The organism is Bacillus sp. SIMBA_074 (genome assembly GCF_046534555.1).
GTDB classification, from domain to species: Bacteria; Bacillota; Bacilli; order Bacillales; family Bacillaceae_G; genus Bacillus_A; species Bacillus_A mycoides.
Genome location: NZ_JAWRYM010000005.1, coordinates 115,755 through 138,229 on the forward strand (window position 1 = coordinate 115,755; position 22,475 = coordinate 138,229).

At 31.8% G+C, this 22,475-nt stretch carries 23 protein-coding genes and 2 pseudogenes; 7 read left to right on the forward strand and 18 right to left on the reverse strand.

What is annotated here, in order from left to right:
- The 10 genes and pseudogenes from SB773_RS08750 to yqeK form a co-directional block, all read right to left on the reverse strand.
- Positions 1–516: a DUF1129 domain-containing protein gene (locus SB773_RS08750; RefSeq protein ID WP_410589545.1), complete on the reverse strand. Its 516-nt coding sequence runs from the start codon at positions 514–516 to the stop codon at positions 1–3.
- Positions 513–854 carry a PadR family transcriptional regulator gene (locus tag SB773_RS08755; protein WP_410589547.1) on the reverse strand — a complete coding sequence of 114 codons (342 nt, stop codon included), beginning with the start codon at positions 852–854 and terminating at the stop codon, positions 513–515. The genes SB773_RS08750 and SB773_RS08755 overlap by 4 nt, the downstream gene beginning before the upstream one ends.
- 444 nt (positions 855–1,298) lie before the next feature.
- Positions 1,299–4,469, reverse strand: a complete 3,171-nt coding sequence (locus SB773_RS08760) for an ATP-binding cassette domain-containing protein (protein ID WP_410589549.1) — start codon at positions 4,467–4,469, stop codon at positions 1,299–1,301.
- A gap of 79 nt (positions 4,470–4,548) precedes the next feature.
- On the reverse strand, positions 4,549–5,028 hold the full coding sequence (locus SB773_RS08765) for an SRPBCC family protein (protein ID WP_410589551.1): 480 nt from the start codon (positions 5,026–5,028) through the stop codon (positions 4,549–4,551).
- Between the two features lie 441 nt (positions 5,029–5,469).
- Complete coding sequence (locus SB773_RS08770) at positions 5,470–6,033, reverse strand: class I SAM-dependent methyltransferase (RefSeq protein WP_410589553.1); 564 nt, start codon at positions 6,031–6,033, stop codon at positions 5,470–5,472.
- A 192-nt stretch (positions 6,034–6,225) separates the two neighbouring features.
- Positions 6,226–7,074: a GNAT family N-acetyltransferase gene (locus SB773_RS08775; protein WP_215577110.1), complete on the reverse strand. Its 849-nt coding sequence runs from the start codon at positions 7,072–7,074 to the stop codon at positions 6,226–6,228.
- 27 nt (positions 7,075–7,101) lie between these two features.
- A pseudogene (locus tag SB773_RS08780) lies at positions 7,102–7,842 on the reverse strand (class I SAM-dependent methyltransferase).
- A 48-nt stretch (positions 7,843–7,890) separates the two neighbouring features.
- Entirely contained in the window at positions 7,891–8,601 is a 711-nt protein-coding gene (mtnN, locus tag SB773_RS08785) for a 5'-methylthioadenosine/S-adenosylhomocysteine nucleosidase (protein ID WP_215577108.1), read from the reverse strand.
- Positions 8,602–8,625: 24 nt separating this feature from the next.
- A complete protein-coding gene (locus SB773_RS08790; protein WP_410589556.1) occupies positions 8,626–9,300 on the reverse strand; it encodes a DUF3885 domain-containing protein in 675 nt (224 codons plus the stop codon).
- A gap of 13 nt (positions 9,301–9,313) precedes the next feature.
- Entirely contained in the window at positions 9,314–9,922 is a 609-nt protein-coding gene (yqeK, locus tag SB773_RS08795) for a bis(5'-nucleosyl)-tetraphosphatase (symmetrical) YqeK (RefSeq protein WP_113735013.1), read from the reverse strand.
- A gap of 197 nt (positions 9,923–10,119) precedes the next feature.
- Here yqeK and SB773_RS08800 point away from each other — a divergent pair, with 197 nt between their 5' ends.
- The 3 genes from SB773_RS08800 (at position 10,120) to SB773_RS08810 (ending at position 13,160) form a co-directional block, all read left to right on the forward strand.
- Complete coding sequence (locus tag SB773_RS08800; protein ID WP_410589558.1) at positions 10,120–10,815, forward strand: response regulator transcription factor; 696 nt, start codon at positions 10,120–10,122, stop codon at positions 10,813–10,815.
- On the forward strand, positions 10,805–11,962 hold the full coding sequence (locus SB773_RS08805) for a sensor histidine kinase (protein ID WP_002085430.1): 1,158 nt from the start codon (positions 10,805–10,807) through the stop codon (positions 11,960–11,962). Before SB773_RS08800 ends, SB773_RS08805 begins: the two co-directional genes overlap by 11 nt.
- Before the next feature lie 181 nt (positions 11,963–12,143).
- Positions 12,144–13,160 carry a D-alanyl-D-alanine carboxypeptidase family protein gene (locus SB773_RS08810; RefSeq protein ID WP_410589561.1) on the forward strand — a complete coding sequence of 339 codons (1,017 nt, stop codon included), beginning with the start codon at positions 12,144–12,146 and terminating at the stop codon, positions 13,158–13,160.
- Between the two features lie 58 nt (positions 13,161–13,218).
- Here SB773_RS08810 and SB773_RS08815 read toward each other — a convergent pair.
- The 4 genes and pseudogenes from SB773_RS08815 to SB773_RS08830 form a co-directional block, all read right to left on the reverse strand.
- A pseudogene (locus SB773_RS08815) lies at positions 13,219–13,452 on the reverse strand (DinB family protein); the annotation flags it as partial.
- 20 nt (positions 13,453–13,472) lie between these two features.
- Entirely contained in the window at positions 13,473–14,033 is a 561-nt protein-coding gene (locus SB773_RS08820; protein WP_410589563.1) for a nucleoside/nucleotide kinase family protein, read from the reverse strand.
- Between the two features lie 46 nt (positions 14,034–14,079).
- Positions 14,080–14,595, reverse strand: coding sequence for a GNAT family N-acetyltransferase (locus tag SB773_RS08825; RefSeq protein WP_410589565.1), 516 nt, complete (start codon positions 14,593–14,595; stop codon positions 14,080–14,082).
- Positions 14,596–14,719: 124 nt separating this feature from the next.
- Positions 14,720–15,076, reverse strand: a complete 357-nt coding sequence (locus SB773_RS08830) for a hypothetical protein (protein ID WP_002032241.1) — start codon at positions 15,074–15,076, stop codon at positions 14,720–14,722.
- Between the two features lie 461 nt (positions 15,077–15,537).
- Between SB773_RS08830 and SB773_RS08835 the strand changes: the two genes are divergently transcribed.
- Complete coding sequence (locus SB773_RS08835) at positions 15,538–15,840, forward strand: hypothetical protein (RefSeq protein WP_172798757.1); 303 nt, start codon at positions 15,538–15,540, stop codon at positions 15,838–15,840.
- 107 nt (positions 15,841–15,947) lie between these two features.
- Here the strand turns inward: SB773_RS08835 and SB773_RS08840 are convergent, their stop codons facing one another.
- Complete coding sequence (locus SB773_RS08840) at positions 15,948–16,328, reverse strand: hypothetical protein (protein WP_002127497.1); 381 nt, start codon at positions 16,326–16,328, stop codon at positions 15,948–15,950.
- 166 nt (positions 16,329–16,494) lie between these two features.
- Positions 16,495–16,668 (reverse strand): hypothetical protein, encoded by a 174-nt coding sequence (locus SB773_RS08845; RefSeq protein ID WP_176280951.1) that lies wholly within the window; start codon positions 16,666–16,668, stop codon positions 16,495–16,497.
- Between the two features lie 329 nt (positions 16,669–16,997).
- On the opposite strand from SB773_RS08845, the gene SB773_RS08850 reads away from it, so the two are divergent.
- From SB773_RS08850 to SB773_RS08860, 3 genes are all read left to right on the forward strand, one after another.
- Positions 16,998–17,366, forward strand: coding sequence for an FtsB family cell division protein (locus SB773_RS08850; RefSeq protein WP_410589569.1), 369 nt, complete (start codon positions 16,998–17,000; stop codon positions 17,364–17,366).
- Positions 17,367–17,563: 197 nt separating this feature from the next.
- Positions 17,564–18,001: an exosporium leader peptide-containing protein gene (locus SB773_RS08855; RefSeq protein WP_410589571.1), complete on the forward strand. Its 438-nt coding sequence runs from the start codon at positions 17,564–17,566 to the stop codon at positions 17,999–18,001.
- Between the two features lie 302 nt (positions 18,002–18,303).
- Complete coding sequence (locus tag SB773_RS08860; protein WP_088084176.1) at positions 18,304–18,501, forward strand: hypothetical protein; 198 nt, start codon at positions 18,304–18,306, stop codon at positions 18,499–18,501.
- A 443-nt stretch (positions 18,502–18,944) separates the two neighbouring features.
- Here the strand turns inward: SB773_RS08860 and SB773_RS08865 are convergent, their stop codons facing one another.
- Together SB773_RS08865 and SB773_RS08870 are read right to left on the reverse strand one after the other, a co-directional pair.
- A complete protein-coding gene (locus tag SB773_RS08865; protein ID WP_131246215.1) occupies positions 18,945–20,885 on the reverse strand; it encodes an AMP-binding protein in 1,941 nt (646 codons plus the stop codon).
- A 48-nt stretch (positions 20,886–20,933) separates the two neighbouring features.
- Positions 20,934–22,475 (reverse strand): acyl-CoA carboxylase subunit beta, encoded by a 1,542-nt coding sequence (locus tag SB773_RS08870; protein WP_107888194.1) that lies wholly within the window; start codon positions 22,473–22,475, stop codon positions 20,934–20,936.

Here is a 22,475-nt window from a genome sequence, read left to right on the forward strand (position 1 = left end):
TTAATGTACTTCGGATAACTTTCTTTTTTTATAAATTACTAAAATTATAGATATTAATAAAGAAACCATTAAACTAATCATTATTAATATAGAGTTCCACCATTGATTTTCTGCTATTCGATATAATAGATTAAAATTAAAGTTATTTTCACTGTTGGTTGGATTAAGGGATTCAGTTAAAAATATTGAAAGTGTAGTTTGTGAAATGAGGTATGTAATAAATGCGACGAATATGCCAATTATGATTAATGTATTAGATTTTTTATTTATATTTTGAAGTTGTTTCATTTTCACCCGCAGATCAATTTCATTTATCTCCAAAAAGTCTTGAACAAATAATTGAGGCGTTCCTAGGTCATTTATACTTTCTTCACCATGTTCACGACATTCTTGGATATGCTCTAAAATTTGTTGTTTAATATTTTCCCTTTCTTCTAAACTTATATCGTATTGCTTTAATTCCTTAAGTACGCCAGTTAAAAATTTCTGTTCTTTACCTTTTAATTCACTCCTCATTTCAGAAGGTCTCCTTTCAAACCACTCTTTAATAATATTTTAATATCAGATTGCAACTCTAACCATTCATTAACTTTCTTCTCAAGACGTAATTTTCCATTTTCATTAATTTCGTAATAAATCCTAACTTTACCACTATCCGTCACCTCTTGATAAGTATTAACCCACTCTTGATTTTTCAGTTTAGTTAAAATGGGATAAATACTTCCTACTCCTTTCAATTTTAAATTATATACTTCGAGTTCTTTCATAATTTCATAACCATAACTTTTCTTTGTAGACAAAATAGACAATACACACATTTCTAAATTCCCTTTAATTAAACTTGTTCTATCCATAGGATAAATTTAACAGAAATATATACTTCATTCAAGTATATATTTCTGTTAAATTTAAAGAATCAGAAAAACCTCAGATTCTTTTCATCTAATTAGATATAGATATCCAGAGTTTTATTTATCATCCCGAAAAAATCATTTTTATACAATAATAATTATATAATAAATTATTATTATTAAAGCGTTAACACTCCATCTCACCGATGTAGTTCCTACTAAAACTTAGTAAAAACATATTTAATCATGTTTGCCCACCTGCTATATCTTTCAACTTATAATTTACAAATAAATTCTTTAAGTATAACAAGTGACTTTTTTAAAATCTTTTGTCAAACTAAATTAAAATTTTAAAACCAACAAACTCTTCTCCAAACAAAAACTCACTTGCAAATTATTGCAAATGAGTTTTTAATCACTTACTGACCACTATTTTTTATTCTTAATTTAATTATTTTTCTCAAGACATTCATAAACTGCCATCATATCTCGTTTATCCAACTCACGAATTCGATTAAATATTAGAATGTCTGCAACATCCTCAGTTCGTAAGCTTTCATCCACAACATCACTAACTTTTCCGGTTAACCATGTTTGCACATCTATTCCATCAACGATTTCTTTAAGCCCTTCATCGTTAATACCACTTGCATTACAAGTTATACATGGAATTGTTAATTTAAACACACCATCATGTAGATTATCTTCGGTTATAACTTTCTTTCCGTTACAGAATGGACACGGGTTGCTTTTTTTAATTTTATTAATTTGGGTAACTAATTTTTTGTAACCAAATGCTTCGTATACATATGTTAGTTTTTTATATTTACCATTTGTGAAATACTTATCTATAATGGTTTCTCTTGTTTCATAGACATTAGGAAAATCACAAATAGTTACTTGATTGTTGAAGCAAATGGATTCTATATTTCCTTTTATTTCATCCCAGAATGGTAAAACATTTTGTAACACCATTTCATAATTTGAAAAGCTTGCTTGTTCTAATTCAAACATTTTCAGTGCGACTTGTATATTTCTAGGTAATAAAGAAACATCTTCTGTCATAATCATATCGTCACCTACGATAGATTTCAATTTGACGAGTACAGGCAAATCTCCTACAATTTTAAATACTTCGTTAAGCGGCTGATTAATAATTTCACGAATATCTGTATCTCCAAAATTAAGTGATTTGTGGTGATTTAATAAAGTCCCCTTACAAATTGGACATGTCATCATTTCTTTAGAAGTCTTAATATCTTCTTTAATAGCTGCTTTTGAAATAACAATATACCCGCCAATAATCGTATTAAATCCTACCCATGTTCTACGTGTCTTTCCTTTCTTATCATAAAAGGACTTATCAAAATAGCCGTACCAAAATGTATGTTTCTCTTCCTCAGACATATCATTATAGCTTTTCGTCAAATCATGACCAAGCTCATTTTTAATTTCTTCAAATAGAAATTCTATTTTTTCATATTGATAAAATTTTAATACTTTCATGATTTCCGGATCGAATAGACCATCCCAAAATGGAACGTTTTTATCTTGAATTGTAATTTCTTTATCAAAAACTTCAATTTGAAGACGTCCAGAGCAAGATGGGCAATGATTATCCTGAGAATAGAAATCGAAACTTCTCGTATCTTTATTAGTCGGATGAGCAGCTACAATATGATTGATCAATCCACCAATTTCATATAAGAAACTATATTGACTATACAAATGTCTTTCGAGATCAATAGCAACAACTGGTGCCATTGTATCAGATTCATATTCACCATAAATTAATCGGGCCATTGATGATAAGCTTTTTAAAATACCGCCCTTATAAACGTTTTCAGCATTTTTAAAATAGTTAATATGATTTTCTTTTAAATAGTGAACGCCTTCTTTACGCTTAAGCGTTGAAGAAATGTGTATTTGCTCAGCATTATTCACACTGCTTTTTTGATGATAATAATCCTCATGACTTACTACATCAAGATGCTCTATAGATTCAACCTGTCTTTTTCCAAAATCGACAATATAATCAGAGCTTTCTAGCATGTAACTGTTATGCTCAATCATTATGATAGAGACTGATTCATCTTGCAATATCCCTCTAACACTATCTATAAATTGATTTAAAATATTTTGCGATAAACCTTTTGAAGGCTCATCAAAAATAAACAATGTATGTGGATTTCTTGTTTTTGCAAATAACTCAGAAACTAAATGAACACATTGAAACTCACCCGTTGATAATGTTTGTGTTTTTCGTTCCAATGTTAAATATCCCAGTCCTAATTTGATTAGTAGGCTCAAGCGTTTATACGCAATATCTTCATTTGGAATTTCATCAATAATATCCTCAATTGAGCGCTCAAAAATATCATCAATTTCCTCACTATACTTTGTCAGTTTCTTTTTAACATCTAGGAAAGTTGCTACAGTTGATCGACTTGTAATCGATTGGTTTCGATCTTGACCTACCATAACTAGTTTATCTTTTGGATATCGTTTCAAGAAATCTGTAGCTAAACACTCATTGACAAGTGTAGATTTCCCGCATCCAGACTCTCCTGTAACAGTTACAAGTCTATTTTTCGGAATCTGAAATTCAGTCATTTGGATATTTCGGCAATATAATTCATGGAGTGTATAATATTCTGTTGGCATTTCGTAATTTCGTTCCGATAGTATTGGTTTTGGTCTTGGTGATTCTTTCACGATTTGTCCACCATATTTTCCGCTACCAGGTCCGAAGAGCAATTGCTCATCTGTTGTATCCAGTACTGTATCTGAATGATCAATGAGCCAGATTTGATTTTTACACCCTAATTGCTTGATCTCTTCTAATATTTGTAACAATGTTTCATTATCAAGTCCAACTGAAATCTCATCAATAATAATTACAGTATTTTCACTAACTGCCATGAATTCAGCTAAGTAAAGTCGTGTTAATTCTCCACCTGACAACGTACCCATAATTCGATTTAATGTTAAATAACCAATGTTCATATTGATAATATTTTGCAATATATGTTGTTTTGCTTCACTAATATTTAATTCTTCTGCTAATGAAAGAATAGATTCAACACTTAAATCGTTAATATCCGAAATTGTATGTGATTTAGCAAATAACTCAATAGTACGTTGTTCAACTTCTTCACTATAACGTTTCCCCTTACATTTTTTACACTCAATATTTTTAGTAGTACCACGCCCTTTACAGCCAGCACACCAACCTAATTGATTATTAAATGAAAAGACTTCAGGAGAAAGATTAAATTCTTCCGCTAGTTTTTCACGAATCTCTTTAAAAACACCTGTATGAGTACCAATCGTCGAACGCGGATTGGAAGAAATTGATGATTTTCCTAAAAAAAGTACTAAAGGCATTTCCTCCATCTTAATGGCACTAAAATTAGTTTCCATAATATTAGGAAATAAATATTGATATTCAGCCTTTGGCAATAAGGAAACTAGACGCTTCTTTGATTCTTCACCAATTGTTTGACAAAGAGTTGTTTTTCCAGATCCAGATAAACCAGCAATACCAAGTGATTTATTAAATGGAATAACAGTATCAAGTTTATTTATGTTATTAGCAATTAATTGATTTACTTTCATATTAACCTCTATTCTTATTTTTCCACAAAATCATTTTTACAATATAATAATTACATAATGAATATTACCTATTATACAATTATCCTCTCACTTCTTGAATCTTATCCTTGTATTTTTCGAACCATTGTTGCCATTCGTTTTTAGAAAATTCCTTCTCTTCTCCTTCTAAAACTGAAGAAAAAAGGTCAAGACAAATATGCCAACCAGCTATATCTTTCGGTGTATGGTCAGTTAATTCATGAATGTATTCTTTAAGTAGTAAAAGAGAACCATTTTCCTCTTTATGTATTTCAAATCGGACACGATCTTTATCCCATGTGAATTCAAGTACTGAATTTAGTTGGCACTCTAAAATATCAATATTTAAAAATGAACCATCCATCATGTCGAACTTTATAATTCCACCTGTTTTAAGATTTTCAATCTGTAAATTAGACATCCATTTTTTAAGCTTGCTGTTTTCAGTTAAAACAGACCAAACTTCCTCTATTGTATAAGAAAATTGGCGTTCAAATTTCACAATATAGCCGTCAGTTTGTTTCTCTATTTCAGCCAACATATTTATTGCCTCCTACTTGCATATGGAATGTATGTTCTTATTTTATTTTACACGAATTTATGTATAAAAGAAATCTCTATGGCAATGAAATATTAATTTAATGTGTGAATGGTAATTTGAACATTGATTTATTATATATTCTCTCCATATGTTTATTACAATAGGCGTACCTCAACATTTCCACAAAAAAATTCAACATGAGAAAACGTTGATTTATTTATTTTATATAATATCTCCATTAAATATTTAAAAGCAATTTCCTTTAAGATAAATGGTGTTAATAAGAGCTAATATAGTATTCAAATCAAGTTATGTAATGTTCAAAATCACTTATTATGTATGTCTAATTCCTTGCTAAACGTAGGTTTACAAAACAAATAAAAAAAGCCGCATTTGCGACTCATGAACTGATAGAACTAACACCTATTTTAGGTGAATGACTTACCTTTTAATCGCGTCAACAATTAGCGATGGAAAACCAAGTTTATCGCCTCTATTTCTAGAATCATACCTTTTCGAACGGAAAATAACGCCGTCATTCGCATCCCATTCTGTGTAATAAAATTGACCATTTTCATCACAATATTCAAGTAAAACTACCTCAAATCCAGCAATTTCAAACATTTTCGTTAATGTTTTATAATTATGTACGATTTTATGGCTTGCAGCTGGGTGGTCTTTCGGGCCAGGGCCGCCTATTTGAACTATATTTTGGTAGGTTTCATCTCGGAAAAATGCATCAGGCACTCCGCACCGAATATGACCTGATGGCTTTAAAAATTTATAACAAATTTCAGCTGCTTTTACACCTTCTTCAAAAGTAAGATGTTCCCATACATGCTCTGCTAAAATAGCTGAAATAGAATTATATTCAAATCGCTCTTCCCAAGTAGTTTTATCTAGTAAGTTAAGTTCATCTTCTCTAGTTTGAACCCAACCTGGATTATTATTAAATACTCCAGCTCCGACTACTACTTTAATTTCGTCTTGCTTAATTGCCATCACTTTCACCTCATAAAGCTTTTAATGTATTAATATATTCTATGTTTACTATATTTTTTCCTTCTTCAACTAAAGTGCCAGTTAGTTCAATAAGATAGATAACAAAACTTCTGTTGTTTTTACTTATCCTTCCACATACAGCAAAAACGTTTATAGTACAAAATAAAAAGCGAAAAGAATAATTCCTTCCGCTTTTTATAGCAATAAATACATTTCATATTGTGCTAAAGAATTCTTTTCAAATCCAGATTTCTTTAAAAACCCTTCCAGTAAATTGTTGTTTGGAAACCCAATTGATAAACTTGATAACTTTAATTCTTCACTTGCTACCTGTAATAATTTCGTCCCAACACCAATATTTCTATAGTCTTTGTCTATGAAAATAAAACTAATTTTTCCTTGTTCATTTACACATACAGAACCTTTTATATCACTATCAACATATGCACCGTAAAATGTATGATTTGTTTTTTCGATATAATCAATATCATTTTGCCAATTTATATGGAAGTTTAACCATTTCTGAATTTCAACTTTAAATGTTGGAAATTCTAATTGTTTTACTTCAATATTTTTATTACCTTTATTCATAATTTTAGTTAAATCATTTAAATTATAATAAGAAAGATCATATACTTTTTCATAACCTAATTTGTTATAAAAATGAATCGCACGATCGTTTCCTACAATAACTTCAAGAAAAAGCTGCTTGCATTTATTTTGTGTCGCTTCTTCTTTATGTAACTCAAATAACTTTTGACTTACACCAATGCCTCGAAACTCTGGATGAACAGCTAATGTTCCGCAGCGCATTGTTTTTATACTTTCATATACCTTAATACCACCAAGTATTACTCCAACAGATTTGTCACCGTCTAAAGCAAGAAAGGAGTGTTCTAGCATATTCCCTTCTGGTCCAAAAAATCTTTTAATAAAATCTTCTTTTGAAACTTCCATTTTAATAATGTAATCTGAAAATCCATCCTTAAAAGCTTTATACACTAAATCTATACTTACTTCACTACATCTTTTGTATTGAATCATATAAGTATAATCCCCCGCTTTGACTTGTTATAAACTGCATTCAAATACATGAAATGAATTACCTTCACCATATCCATCTTTTATTTCATGAACAACAATTTGACTAAACCCATTAATAATAAGTATATTTTCAAATTCTTTTAAATCATATAGTCTTATAGGAAAATCCATAATCTCAGTTTCTTTTATTTTCTCATCATGAATGATTTAATATTTCAGTATAATATTTAGAAGTTTTTGCGCCTTATCATATGAAACTTTTCTATATTCAACAATTAATTCATTGTTAATTTCTTTTCTATTTGTCTCTATCCAATCTAGAATTTGTTCTATTTCACTTCCACCTTGTACAACTGTAAGAAGTAATTTTCCATTTTTCTTTAAGTTATTTTTCATATTTTGAAGACTATTGTCTACTAAATTATTTGGTAAAAGTGAAAATGAACCGATAGGAATCATAATAAGATCGTATTTTTTATCACTATGATATTCTTCTATTCTTCCTTGTGATACAACCGGTTTTAAGTTTAATTTTTCTGCTTTATCTTTACAAACTTTAAGCATATCTTTCGAAATATCGAACCCTTCTATATTCACACCATTTTGCATAAAGGGAATTAACATTCTACCATTTCCGCACATTGGTTCTAACACATGTATATTTTTATCTTTTGCAAAAGAAAGATAAAAATCCAATTCTTTTCCACTCGCAATTGATTTATCACTTTCATATATTTTTGTACAAAGTTCTCCATAATACGTATGCAATTATAATTCACCTCTTAATTTGAAATGAGTGGAATATTCCCCCTCTTGTTATCTATTGTTAACTACAGTAATCTCATAAACACGTAAAAAAGTAATTAAATGCTCACATGCTCGTTCACATGCTAACATTTTAAAAACCTTTTGTTCTTCTTTCGTTTTGTCATTCGCTTGATCTGAGGCAGCTTTTAAACATAGAAATGGTTTTTTATTTACATGACATACATAAGCAAATGCTGCCACTTCTTGATCAACGGCTAAAGCACCGTAAACAGTATGCAGTAAATACCTCATTTCTGAACTTCGAATACGCTGATCTCCAGATAGAAATGTACCAAAATGGATTGGGTCATACGAACGCAATTTCTTCATTCGCTTTACGAGTGATTTAGTTGTTTCAATAGGTGCTGTTCTACCAACATATAGATTAAAACTATCTTCTCCTGAACCAGCCGCAGTAACATCATGCTGCAAAGTATTAAGAGCTACAACGATGTGTCCATTTTTCACCTTATCTGATAAACTCCCGCAAATCCCTGTCATAAATAACTGGTCTGGCTGGAATTCACTTATTAATAGTTGTACACAACTAGCACAACTTACTTTACCGACACCAGTTACAACTGAAATAACTTCTAATTCATTAATAGAATGAAAATGAAATTCCCAAGCTGCTATTTTTTCTACACGCTCACTTGGATAATGTTGATGCAAATATGTAAGCTCTGGTTCCCATGCAGATACAATTGCGATCCTTTTCATTACACACTTCACTTCCTCCTATTTTCATGTAAATAAGTCATCTATACTCTCTCGTTCATATTCTTGTATCCACTCTTTATACTTCTCATATAAATCCCGTATCTTTTCTTTATTCTTCGCAATTACTTCACATCCTCTATCATCGTAAATAAACATGATAATATCCTTTGTTACATTTATAAAAAATACATCTGGATATGAAATTTTTTTTTTTCGTCCTAAGCGTGGACGTAGGTCAGGGAAATCCTCATGATTAACAGCTTCAATAAGCGGTTCATATTTAATATCTTCTGCAAAACATTGTAAAGAAAATTGATATGTACAATATAAGTCAGCTTCTTCATCTTCAAATAGAAAAGGGAATGTTTCTTGTCTTATATGAAACTTTAAATCCCTCTTTTTAATAAACCTATTGTATACATTTATTTTCTGCGCATTTTTTATATTTTCCTGTTTAAATCGATAAACATTTGTGACTAAAAAGACGGTATCTTCTTTTGAAAATATATCTTTAAATAGACTTTTATTATACCTATATAGTTGTGTGAAATATTCCATATTATACGTGTTACCATCTTCTTTGAATTGATATTTATCTTTCCCAAAATCAAAATGAAGATGATTTTCCCACTGAGAGTATATGTACGGTACTAGCGTAACTCCTGGAAATATTTGGTTCATATATTCTTTAAATTGCATTTTTATACCCTTTCTACTCTACAATTTCTTTTAAATACCAATATGCTTCTTCTAACCACGGGTGTATGACTTTTAATGTATCTTTTCTTTCCCACAAATATGAAATATATACAAAAGCAGCATGTTCTAAAGAATTTCCTAAAGCTTTTTTTACATTTATTAAATATGGAGGTGTCCCTATTTGATCCCATTCTAATTTATCAGCAATAAATAATACTAAATCCATCTTCGTTGCATATTTATGCAAAGTAGTGTGGCAACTGATTGCATTTAAAACTTCTTCATCCTCTATTTTGAATATCTCTTTTGCAATTACACTCGATAATTTTTGATGAATAATCATTGGAAACTCTCGTTCTTCTTGTAATATTTCTATGCCAAATTCTTCAGCAACTGCAATCCGCTCCTCATTCGGAAAGATTGCACTAATATCATGTAAACACCCTGCAATCGCTGCTTTTTCTTCATCTTCATAAAATATTTCCGCAATTTTTCTCGCCTCATTTGCCACGCGAATTGAATGTTTATATGTAAATTCTTTATTGTATTTTAATAGAAAAGCTTTAATATCATTTTCTATTTTTCCAGTTGGAGTAAATGAATATATATCATTATATAACATAGCAAGTCCCCCTTATAACTATCTTTCAGTATAATGTGGAGTTTAAATATCCTTCTTATTTTATATTCGTTATGAATGTTTTAATTCCTTTTTAATACGATACATGAAATTTTATGTAGAAACATTACTACAAAATACATAAATGTTTGATATTATAGTAATGTTGATTAATTGTAAGGAAAGGAACTAACTATAAAATGAATAAAAACATATTAATTATTGATGATGATAAAGATATTGTAGAATTACTGGCTGTTTATTTACGAAATGAAGGCTATAACATTTATAAAGCTTATGATGGTGATGAAGCATTACAAATGATATGTACATATGAAGTTGACCTTATGCTTTTAGATATTATGATGCCAAAACGAAACGGATTGGAAGTTTGTCAAGAAGTGCGTGAAAATAATACTGTACCTATCCTTATGCTTAGTGCAAAGGCTGAAGATATGGATAAAATTTTAGGACTTATGACCGGCGCAGATGATTATATGATTAAACCGTTTAATCCACTAGAATTAGTGGCTAGAGTGAAAGCTTTATTACGAAGATCCTCTTTCCAAAATGCTACTTCCCAAAAGAATGAAGATGGTATTATTCGTATTCGTTCTGTTGAAATACATAAAAATAATCATACTGTTAAAGTAAATGGAGAATATATTAAACTCACCTCTATCGAATTTGATATTTTATATTTACTAGCGAGTAATACTGGAAGAGTATTTAGCTCTGAAGAGATATTCGAACGAGTTTGGAATGAAGACGGTTATGGTTCTAATAAAACGGTAATGGTCCATATTAGTAATTTACGCGATAAACTTGAAACCGTAATGAATGGTGAAAAACTAATTCATACGGTTTGGGGAGTAGGATATAAAATTGAGAAATGAAGCATTTGATATATTAAAAGATATACCAAAGTGGAAGCTTATTTTTTGGCTTTTATTAGCTATCACTCTTACACCAATTACCGAATTAATTATATTTCGCCTCGTAACGAGTGTAATTGAGAGTTCACTTACTCTAAGCGAACTAGGAAAAGAATTCATTAGAATTTTTGGCCATGAAAAATATATTGGATTAAAAGAGTCTTTATGGATGATGATTGTATCTTATTTGTTTTTATTTTCTATTTTCTCATCCTATTTATACATTTTTTATCGTCATGAGAGAAAGGTTTACTATGAAACTTGTATAAAAAAAATGATTGAAGAAATTCGGTATATTGCAAGTGGAAACTTTAATCATAAAGTTTCCATCGTACACCATAATTATTTAGAAGAACTGGCAACTGGGGTCAATCAAATTATTGAGCAATTAAAAGTATCAATTGATGAAGAAAGACAGGCAGAACAAGCAAAAAGCGAACTTATTACAAATGTATCACATGACTTACGAACCCCTCTTACATCTATAGTTGGATACGTAAATTTAATCCATCATGATAATTATAGAGATGAAGTAGAATTACGATACTATATTCAAGTCATTTACGATAAAGTAACTCGTCTTAATGCATTAATGAATGACTTGTTTGAATATACACGCGTTCAAAATAAAGAGTTAAGTTTATATTCTGCTCCCATTGATATTGTAGAATTGCTTGGACAATTAACTGTCCAATTTCGGATACAGCTTCAAGAAGCTAATATTGAATGTCGCCCTTCTTTCCCATCTCAAAAGCTAATGGTACTAGCTGATGGGGATAAATTAGTACGTGTGTTTGAAAATCTAATCATAAACGCTATTACTTATGGAAATGATGGAGATCATATTGATATTACCGCTTACGAAAGCAATAACATGATTACAATTGATATAACAAATTACGGACAACCTATCCCTAGTACTGATTTACCTCATATTTTTGAACGTTTTTATCGTGTTGAAAAATCACGTTCAACAAACACTGGTGGATCTGGGCTCGGATTAGCAATTGCAAAAAGTATTGTTGAATTGCATAAAGGAACAATTGAAGTATATAGCGATGATAAAAAAACAACTTTCACTGTAAAATTACTCCCTTATAAAGCTTAATACCACATATTTATAGGTTCAATTTTTTATCATATAAGAAATTGAACCTTTTATATTCCATCAATATCCAAAATTTAATAATCCTTTATAATTCTTTAGAAATTCTTTACCTTTTCTTTCTTCCTAATTAAGCATTCCTTTTTACAATAATATTATTGATGTAATAGTAGGAGGATCGCTAATGCAATTCTTAAAAAAAATAACAGTTTTATTATTATCTTTTCTTATTACTGCACTTATCGTTTTATATTTTTATCTTTATGTAAATGGTCCAATTATTCAAGCTAAATCAGCTACTTTAATAGATACTAATTCTGGTGAGATTGTTTATAAAAAAAATGAAGAAACTCCTATACAATCAGCTACTTTATCTAAATTAATGACAGAGTATATCGCACTGGAACAACTGAATGAAGGAAAAATACAGTTAGATGAATTAGTAAAAATAAGTAACGAAGTTTTCCGAGCAGAAACGAGTCCTATACAAGTAACTTCGAAAGATAAAACGACGGTTCGTGATTTACTTCATGCATTGTTTTTGACAGGGAATAATCGTTCCGCACTTGCCCTTGCAGAACACATTGCTGGAAACGAAGATAACTTTACACTTTTAATGAATGACAAAGCAAAACAACTAAAGTTATCACAACCATCCCCGTTTCTAAATGCTACTGGAATTAATAACGATACGAATAAACAATCAACTACAACATCGATAGACGTCGCTAAACTAGCAACACAATTAGTAAAAGACTTTCCAGATGTATTGAATGTTACGAAACTAACCTCTTACCAATTTACCTTCAAAGATTCAAAAGTTTTCAATACAAATAAAATGATATATTCCCTTAATAAAAACATTAAACTCCAAGGTGTTGACGGCTTACAAACTAGTTTTTCAACTAATGGTAATTATAGTTTTGTCAGTACAGCCACACGAGAAGATACTAGACTTATTTCAGTAATATTAGACGCCGGTGATGAAAACAGTACTTTTATTGAAACAAAAAAGTTACTTCAGTACGGTTTTGATCCTTCCTCGTACTCTGCACTCCAAGCTTTTAAAGATGCTGTTACATCTTGGACAATATTGTTTCAGTTTAAAAATTTAATCATACAAACGATTATGATCTTTTTCATCATTACAATCTTAATGTTTTTATATATACGTCAAAAAAAAGCCGAGGATTTTAATTAAGAAATCTTCTTATATATAAAAACCGACTTGCGTTTACACTGCAAGTCGGTTTCTAAATCTACAATCCTCTTCCAACTAAATTCGCTGAAACGGGCTGAAGATTTAATTCTCTTGCCCATATTGATAGCTGACCTATATGATGAATTCCATGTACAATTACATGCCTTAAAACTTCACCGTATTTATATGATTTATCTGTCCATGAAGCTTTCAATATTTTTGATTCGAAGTCGCCAGACCATAACTGTAAAAAGTTATCTAATTCTCGTCTATATAAATCAGATAATGACTTGTACATATCGTTTTATACATTTAACCATTCACAATCACTTCTCTTCGATTAAGTTCCTCTATTATTTGATCAATTATTTCACTTACAGATAAAGATCCATCCAATACAATATCCGAATTCGGCTTAACAGTATGAATTGCCTCTAAATAAGCTTTTCTCGCATGTGTCATGTAATGTTTCAAATTATTATGTATTTCACTCATTGTATCTTCTTTAAAATCTCTCAAAATTCTTCTAGCCATCGCAATATCTAAAGGTGTATCGATAAATATAGTTACATCAATGAATTGTCCCACTTCTCTATTTAAGTATGCAAAAGGATAATCTACAATAATATAATCTAAACTACTATCTTGTATAGAACGCTGAATATCATTCATTAGCGGTGTAAGTACCCATTCATCGTAATTAGCTCCATCATCAATCCATTTACAAAGATCAACCGGACAGTTATCAAATTTATATCTATCAAAATATAGAGCCTTTGAGTTTTTCAACTCATGAGCTAAACTTTCTGTAATGGTAGTTTTACCGCCCCCTGAAACAGCTGCAATTGAAATTATTTTTGTTTTTTTATTCACGATTCCCACCAAACCCCTTTTGTTAACATAATATAATTATAAAACACTATTTTTTATTGTTCCATTCATATTCTAACATACTCATTTCCCATAAATTCCAATACGTTTCTCCTACTTTTTTTGACTCTCTTAATAAACCTTCTTTTACAAAACCTATTTTTTCGTAACAAGAAATAGCTGACTTATTAAAGTCATAAACACCAAGAGTTACTCTATGTAGTTTTAATTCTTCAAAAGCAATACGAACTACGGCTTTCATCATATGTTTCCCTATAGAACGCCCTCTCATTTTCGTATTACCAACTAGCACTTTTCCAATTCTAGCAGACTTATTTATATTATCTATTTGTCCAAGAGAAATATGACCAATAACTGCTTTAGTCTCTTCATCTATTATTTTGAATGCCAGTGTGTTTGCACTTTCTGTATATTTCTCTAATTGCTGTTCATTTAAAGGATATGTAAATGCATTTCCCGACCATTGTATTAAAAATTCTTCGGAATTAATCCAATTTATTAATTGTTTGAAATCAGATCTTTTAAATTGTTTCAGCTTGATCACTCTCATTCTCCTTTCACACAACCTTTTATACATCTTCAAATTTATTTCTATATGAAAAATATATTCCCTTTTAAACAAAATAAAAAGCCATTCATAAGAATGGCTTAGCATCAATAAAGCATAATTAATCTTTATTTGCTACGTCAACACCGTTAAAATCAAACTCATCAGTAACAGTTGTAGCAGGTGGTAAAATTGCTTCAATTTTACAAAGAGATATAATTGCTGCAACTGAACCAGGAATAGCAGCTAGCTTAACAACATCGCAAGTTACCGAAGAAACAGTACCTATATAAGTACGTCCTTCAGTGTTAATTCGCACTGTTTTATTAATTAATTTTTTAAGCTCATCTCTAATTCCTTGTACACAAGAGCTGTCACATTTCTCATTCTTTTCCTTTTTACACTCTTCAAAAATGTCCCAACAATCATCATGCTTACACGTACATTTCTTTCTACAATTATTAAATCGAGAACCCAAAACCTCACCCCCTAATCCTTTCTACTAGTAAAGTATGTCCAACAGCTTAAAAGTGTACGAGACAAATGCATAGAAACAAAAAAACAAACACTTGTACTAAACCTTCTTATTTATACTTTTAATAAGCCGGCTCCTTGAATAGGGACCACCTTTTCCTATTACTTCACATATACATAGGCTTTGTTCGCAGTGATATGGTGTATTTTTCCTTTACCATTGTGAAATATACATTCAGAAAAGCGTACTCCAAAATAAGATATTATTTAAAATCTTAACGTTTCCTTCAACAAGTGTTTGTTGATTAATATCATAACCAGTAGTTCTCTCAACTATCTCTTGAAAATTAGCATAGTTTGTATGAATTCTATATCTAGTAGAAAGCACTCTATCATATAAAGGTAAAATAATAGGTTAATAAACAAGCCATTCTTTTACTAAAACATAGAATAGTATGAATCCTATTGAAGGGAGGTATAAAAGAATGTCCTGGAAAAATGATTGCTGGAGTTCTAAGAAAAAGCATTGTTGTGATGACTGGTGGAAATCTAAAGAAAAGAATCATTGTGATGATGATTGGAGTTCTAAGGAAAAGCATTGTAATGATGATTGGTGGAAATCTAAAGAAAAGAATCATTGTGATGATGATTGGAGTTCTAAACGAAATAAGTGTCGTTGTAAATGTTTCTTTATTTGTTGTCATTGTAAAAGAAAAAATTGGTAATATTTTCAATATCGACTTGAAAGAGAGAACATGTCTTTTGTGACCGATAAATACTAGAATGTAATATACAAAAAGCTGACTAAGTATAGTCAGCTTTTTGTCAATGAACACGTAGAGATTTATTTTAATATAGTTCTTATTAGAAAAGGATTATTTTATATAGATTACTATAAGCATCCATAAAGCCAAGGCGCCAATGATAGCGAGCGCTATACGTGTAGATAGTACCCTTAATTCAAAGTCTGTTTTCTTGGAGGGTTCAGGATATGCAATTATGTAGATTCCCTTTAATAATGCAAGCCATGCAATAACCGTTAGGAACCCCTGCCAATTGAATACCCATACATTATGTAGGATTACACTACCTAACCCTAGGAAAATCGATAGAAAACCATACATAATACCAAATCCTCTGTCTTCAACCACTAATTTTTTCAATTCACGTAGTACCGATGGACGTACGAAAAGTATTCCCGATACGATAACCGTTATCCATCCCCAAAACAATCCTAAAAAAGTACTAGTTTCCATTATTAGTTCACTCCCCTCAATTATTTATATTTCAGATATTCCCCCCTTTAGAACAATTCCAAAATCTTTATATATAGGCTAAATTCTGCTCTTTTTTAATACAAACATGGCATATTCTATGCCCATCCTTAATCACCTCATTTCTCTACAAAATGAAATTTTTATATCATTCATCATCATCATCATCTATCCGAATCAACCGAAGTCGCTTTGTACTATTACCGCACACTTTTTCATAGCTTGGAGCTAACATGCACCAAAGCCAATATAATGATTTGTTCGCCTTTTCACTAACCTCTAAAATTGTCCCCTCTGTAATAAAATGATCACCTTGATACAATGTATACTCGCTTGTCCCATGGAATCATCATTATTCCCCTCCCTATTAAAATAGCATTTTTGTTTCAAATAATGCTCTCATTAATTTGGACGCATTTACCAGTATATTTACCAAAAAATTCATGATATCGTTAACTAGTCGAGTACGTCATTACTTGACGATTACCCTTAGGAGCCCCGCAGACAATCGGGGTTCCTTTTATTTAAATAAGGATTTTGTTTAAACTTTACAAAACTCACCTATATTAAACTATCTTCTAAAATTCCCATTGAACATTTATAATACTTTTAAACGGTTTAAATTCTACAATCAGTAATGGAGGCATTTTAATGGGAAACATCCCAAAAATATCATCACAACAATCAAATCCTAAGATACCCTCACAGCAAGTGAACGCTAACACCAAACTAGGTAATAATAAAAAAACAAGAAGCCGTATTATAACTACTTTAGCTTTTATATTACCTATAATTTTTGTCCTTCAATATTCTCTTAATAACCAGCAAGAAATGATTAAAGAGAAACAAATCACGGTTAATACGGAGCAACAAAAATTATCTACTTTAAAGAAGGATGGTCATACCCTTAAAAATGATGTTAAAGTTTTAACAGGTAGTGAAGAAGAAGTTTTAAAATTCGCAAGGAAGCTGTATGGATTTTCCAAACCGAATGAAACTATATTTCAAATAACTGAATAAAATTACACTATATTATCCAAAAGGCGATATGAAGATAATCGCCTTTTTATATTTAATTTCTAAAGTAATCATACTAATCTCTCTTTCTATCAAATAACTATTTTGTTTAATTTATTAAAATACAACCGCTTGTCCATTTCACTTTGCTCTATCATTACATTTACTATTAGTAATACGATTTTTAGAGGTAATATATAATGGACGAGTTTTTATCTTTTGCTGCACTTAATCCGGGTTCTATTGGACCTACACTTCCACCTGTTCAACCCTTTCAATTCCCTACTGGTTCTACCGGACCAACTGGATTTAATCTTCCTGCTGGGCCTGCATCTATTACCTTGACTTCTAACGAAACCACAGCATGTGTATCCACTCAAGGAAATAATACTTTATTTTTTTCGGGTCAAGTATTAGTAAACGGTAGTCCTACTCCAGGAGTAGTGGTCAGTTTTTCATTTAGTAACCCTTCTCTTGCTTTCATGGTTCCTCTTGCTGTCATTACCAATGCTTTAGGTAACTTTACCGCTGTATTTCTAGCCGCTAATGGGCCTGGAACAGTAACCGTTACTGCTTCACTTCTTGATTCTCCTGGAACAATGGCTAGCGTCACTATTACCATTGTGAATTGTCCGTAATGGTTTTATTTTTAAGGTACTAAGTAATTTTTGATAAGATGAGCACTGATTTACAGTGCTCTTTTTTATCATTGGGATGTTCCTTTCAAATGAAATTTCGTAACACCCTACTAAAATAACACTTTTATTAAGAACTAATGATCTTTATATTTCTTAAGCTTGTCATCACAAGTAATTTTTATAATTAGTTAAATTCTCAATATAGTTTGTGTATATAATTCCATTCAAAGATACATAATATCCACGTAACTATTTAAAAATACTTTGTTTTTATATCTAAGTTCAAAAAGGAGCTACATAACATGGATAAAAAAAATCTATTAAGTCAACAACTTGATTATGTGTCATCGGATGCGCTGAATACTCCTAGTAAAGCCCAAGAGCAAATGCAAGAAACATCTCAGGAGGCACATGATTCAAACAAAAAGGACAGTACTCAAGCTTTACATGGCGAAGATTTACCAATTTCAGATGTATATAGAACAACGAACAAACAGTAAATTTAAAAGGGAAAAAATCTTAAGAACGAGTGAACTTAATTCTTTTCCCTTTTCCTATTTAAATAACACTTTTATATGAAACCCGTACACATTTTTGACACATCCACTATCACAATCTCCTGAAAATTCGTGATAATATTAATTTGTCGGATACGCCGAATTTCGACATTGAACGACAATAATATCTCCCTTACCGAATCCCTGTCCCCCAGGGATTTCTCCTTTTATTCATTACTTTTTTCTTCACTAAATTTTCATTCTTAACAAAATTCATTCACTCCATTGAATAGACAGCCACAGTATCCTATTTTGATAAAAACTAAAAAAAAACAGACATACTTAACACTAATAGTAGATTTTTTAACTTCAAATTTACTTTTTCTCTCTTATCTTTTTGTAAACATTAAAAATGAGCTCTATTTACATAGAGCTCATTCGTAATTTTATAGTTTGCTAGACTGTAACCCCTGAATAAACGGAACTACTTCAGGATTTACAAGTGACGATAAATCTCCTAACTCTTTTCCTAAGTAAGCTGCTTTAATAACACGTCGCATTACTTTAGAATTTCGTGTTTTTGGTAAATCTTCTACAACGTGGATGTCTTTTGGACATAAAGCTTTACCAATATGAGAGTTTACTAAACTCATTAATTCTTTCTTTAATTCTCCTGAGAATGTTACACCATCTCGTAATACAACAAAACAATGACAAACTTCTCCTTTTACATCATCCGGTACACCAACTGCCGCTGCTTCTATTACCTCATTATGTTTCACAAGAATAGATTCATATTCAGCAGGCCCAATACGTTTCCCTGCAATATTTAGCGTATCGTCTGAACGTCCTGTGATGATGTATTGCTCACCGTCATAAATAACCCAGTCCCCATGGACCCATTTATTTTCAAAGCGTGACCAATATGTGTTTACATAACGTTCATCATCTTCCCAGAAACTTTTCGTCATACCTACCCAAGGTTTTTCTAAACATAATTCTCCGACTTCATCTCGAATTGGTTTACCTTGATCATCAAGTACAACCGCTGCCATTCCTGGTAAAGATGCGTTAAAACTAATCGGTGCGATCGGCTTAATTAGGACATTCCCGAAAATCCCACCTGAAATTTCAGTTCCACCTGAATAGTTACAAATTGGTACTTTACCTTTACCAACTGTATTAAATAACCACATCCATGGGTCTGGATTCCAAGGTTCTCCTGTTGATGCGAATACTTCTAAACTCTTTAACGAGTGTTTATTTACATATTCATCACCTTTTGCCATTAATGCACGGATTAACGTTGGTGAAATACCGAGATGAGTAATTTCATATTTATCGACTGTCTCCCATAAGCGGTCTGCTTCTGGAAAGTCTGGGACACCTTCATACATAACCATTGTTGCGCCATTAATTAAAGAGCCGAATAGTAAAAATGGTCCCATCATCCAGCCCATATCAGTTACCCATAATACTCGGTCGCCTTGTTTTATATTCATTCCAAATCCTGCATCAAATGCAGATTTTAGCGGGAAACCAGCATGTGTGTGTACTGTCCCCTTCGGCTTACCAGTCGTTCCAGATGTATATATAAGCATTAATGGATCATCACTGTTCATTTCTTCAGCATGTATAAATGGTTTTTCTTTTTCTAACGTACTCCATGAAAAATCATAATTATGCGGTGTAAAATCATTTCCTGCATGACGAACAATTACCACCTTTTCAACAGTTGGACAATGTTCACAAGCTTTATCTACTTCATCTTTTAATGAAACAATTTTCCCACGGCGTGAAAAGCCATCTGCGGTAATAACCATTTTTGAACCAGCTGCTTGTACACGTGTCATTACTGCATCAGCAGCAAAACCTGAGAATATTGGTGAAATAATCGCTCCAATTTTCATTACCGCTAACATAGCAACAACTGTTTCAGGAATCATTGGCATGTAAATTGTTACACGATCACCTTTTTCAATACCAGCATGTTTCAAACCGCTGGCAACACGGCTTACCCAGCTGTCAAGCTCTTCATATGTAAATGATTTCGAAGTTCCGTTTTCCCCTTCATACATAAGTGCTGCTTGTGTTTTCGTTTTATCGTCTGCAAGCCAGCGAGATAAAGCAGATTCTACAACGTTACAAGTTCCCTCAGTATACCACTGTGCAAACGGTGTACCATTTTCTAAATCTAACACTTCTGTATATGGTTTCATCCACTGATAGCCAACTGCTCTCTCAGCTTCTCCCCAAAACCAAGCTGTTTCTTCAATTGACTTATTATAAAAAGCTTCGTAATCTTCATAGCCTAATGATTTCATCCAACCAAATAAACGCGTTTTTTCTTTATATTCTTCTGTTGGAAACCAAACTGCTTGTTTCATGTTTTCCCCTCCTTGATTTTTTGAGCAAGAAAGCCCTAAATAGGGCTTTTAAACTGGATATACAGGATGTTTACGATCCGTGAATACTTGATATTTACTCATATACATTTCGAATCGTCCTTTTAACTCTTCACGTAAATTGTTTGGATGAACAATACCATCAATCACCATCTCAGATGCTAAACGGTAAATATCAATATCTTTCTTATACTCTTCTCGTTTTTCAGCAATAAAGCTTGCACGCTCTTCTTCTGGTAAAGCTGCAATCTTATTTGCATATACAGCATTGACCGCTGCTTCTGGACCCATTACTGCAATAGAAGCTGTTGGTAACGCTAAGCAGCAATCTGGTTCAAACGCTGGACCTGCCATTGCATATAAGCCAGCTCCATATGCTTTTCGAACGACGATAGAAATTTTCGGTACAGTTGCTTCACTCATTGCAGAGATCATTTTTGCACCGTGACGAATAATTCCGGCACGTTCTACTTTTGTACCAATCATAAATCCAGGTACATCTGCAAGGAATAATAATGGGATATGGTATGCATCGCATAAATTTATAAACTTCGCTGCTTTATCAGCTGAATCGTGGAATAAAACGCCGCCCTTCATACGCGGCTGATTTGCAATAATGCCAATTGGCTTACCATCAATACGCGCTAAACCTGTAATTAGTTCTTGAGCAAATAATTTTTTCACTTCAAAAAAAGAACCTTCATCAATAATTCTGTTAATGAGATCTTTCATATTGAAAGGAGCATTTTGATTTTCTGGAATGATTTCTTCTAACGTTTTATCGAACTGTTTCGGTTCTTGAGGTGTAATCAAAGGAGTCTTTTCTAAATAGTTACTTGGAAAATAAGAAATATATTGTCTCGCTTGCGTAATTGCATCTTCTTCTGTTTTACATAAAACATCTCCGCATCCTGATACTGAGCAATGCATACGTGCTCCGCCCATTTCTTCCAAAGTTACCTTCTCACCGATAACCATTTCAGCCATACGCGGAGACCCTAAATACATAGAAGCATTTCCTTCAACCATCATAACAACGTCACAAAATGCTGGAATATATGCACCACCAGCTGCTGAAGGTCCAAATAATAAACAAATTTGTGGCACTTTTCCAGATAATTTCACTTGGTTATAAAAAATTCTTCCCGCACCGCGGCGTCCAGGGAACATTTCAACTTGATCTGTAATACGTGCCCCAGCGGAGTCAACTAAATAAAATAACGGCACACGTAATTTCTCAGCCGTTTCTTGAATACGTAAAATCTTTTCAACTGTACGTGCTCCCCATGATCCAGCCTTAACAGTTGAATCATTTGCCATTACGCAAGCAGTACGACCATGTATTTTACCAGTTGCAGTTACAACGCCGTCAGCTGGTAACCCGGTTTGTTCACAATTTGCAAATAATGCATCTTCCACATATTCACCATTATCGAATAAAAGAGCTAAACGATCTCGAACAAAAAGTTTTCCTTTTGCTTTGTTTTGTTCATGATATTTCGTTGCCCCGCCTTGCTTAATTGTTTCAACTCGTTCTTCAAATGAATTAGATTGTTGTTTTTGATCTAACAT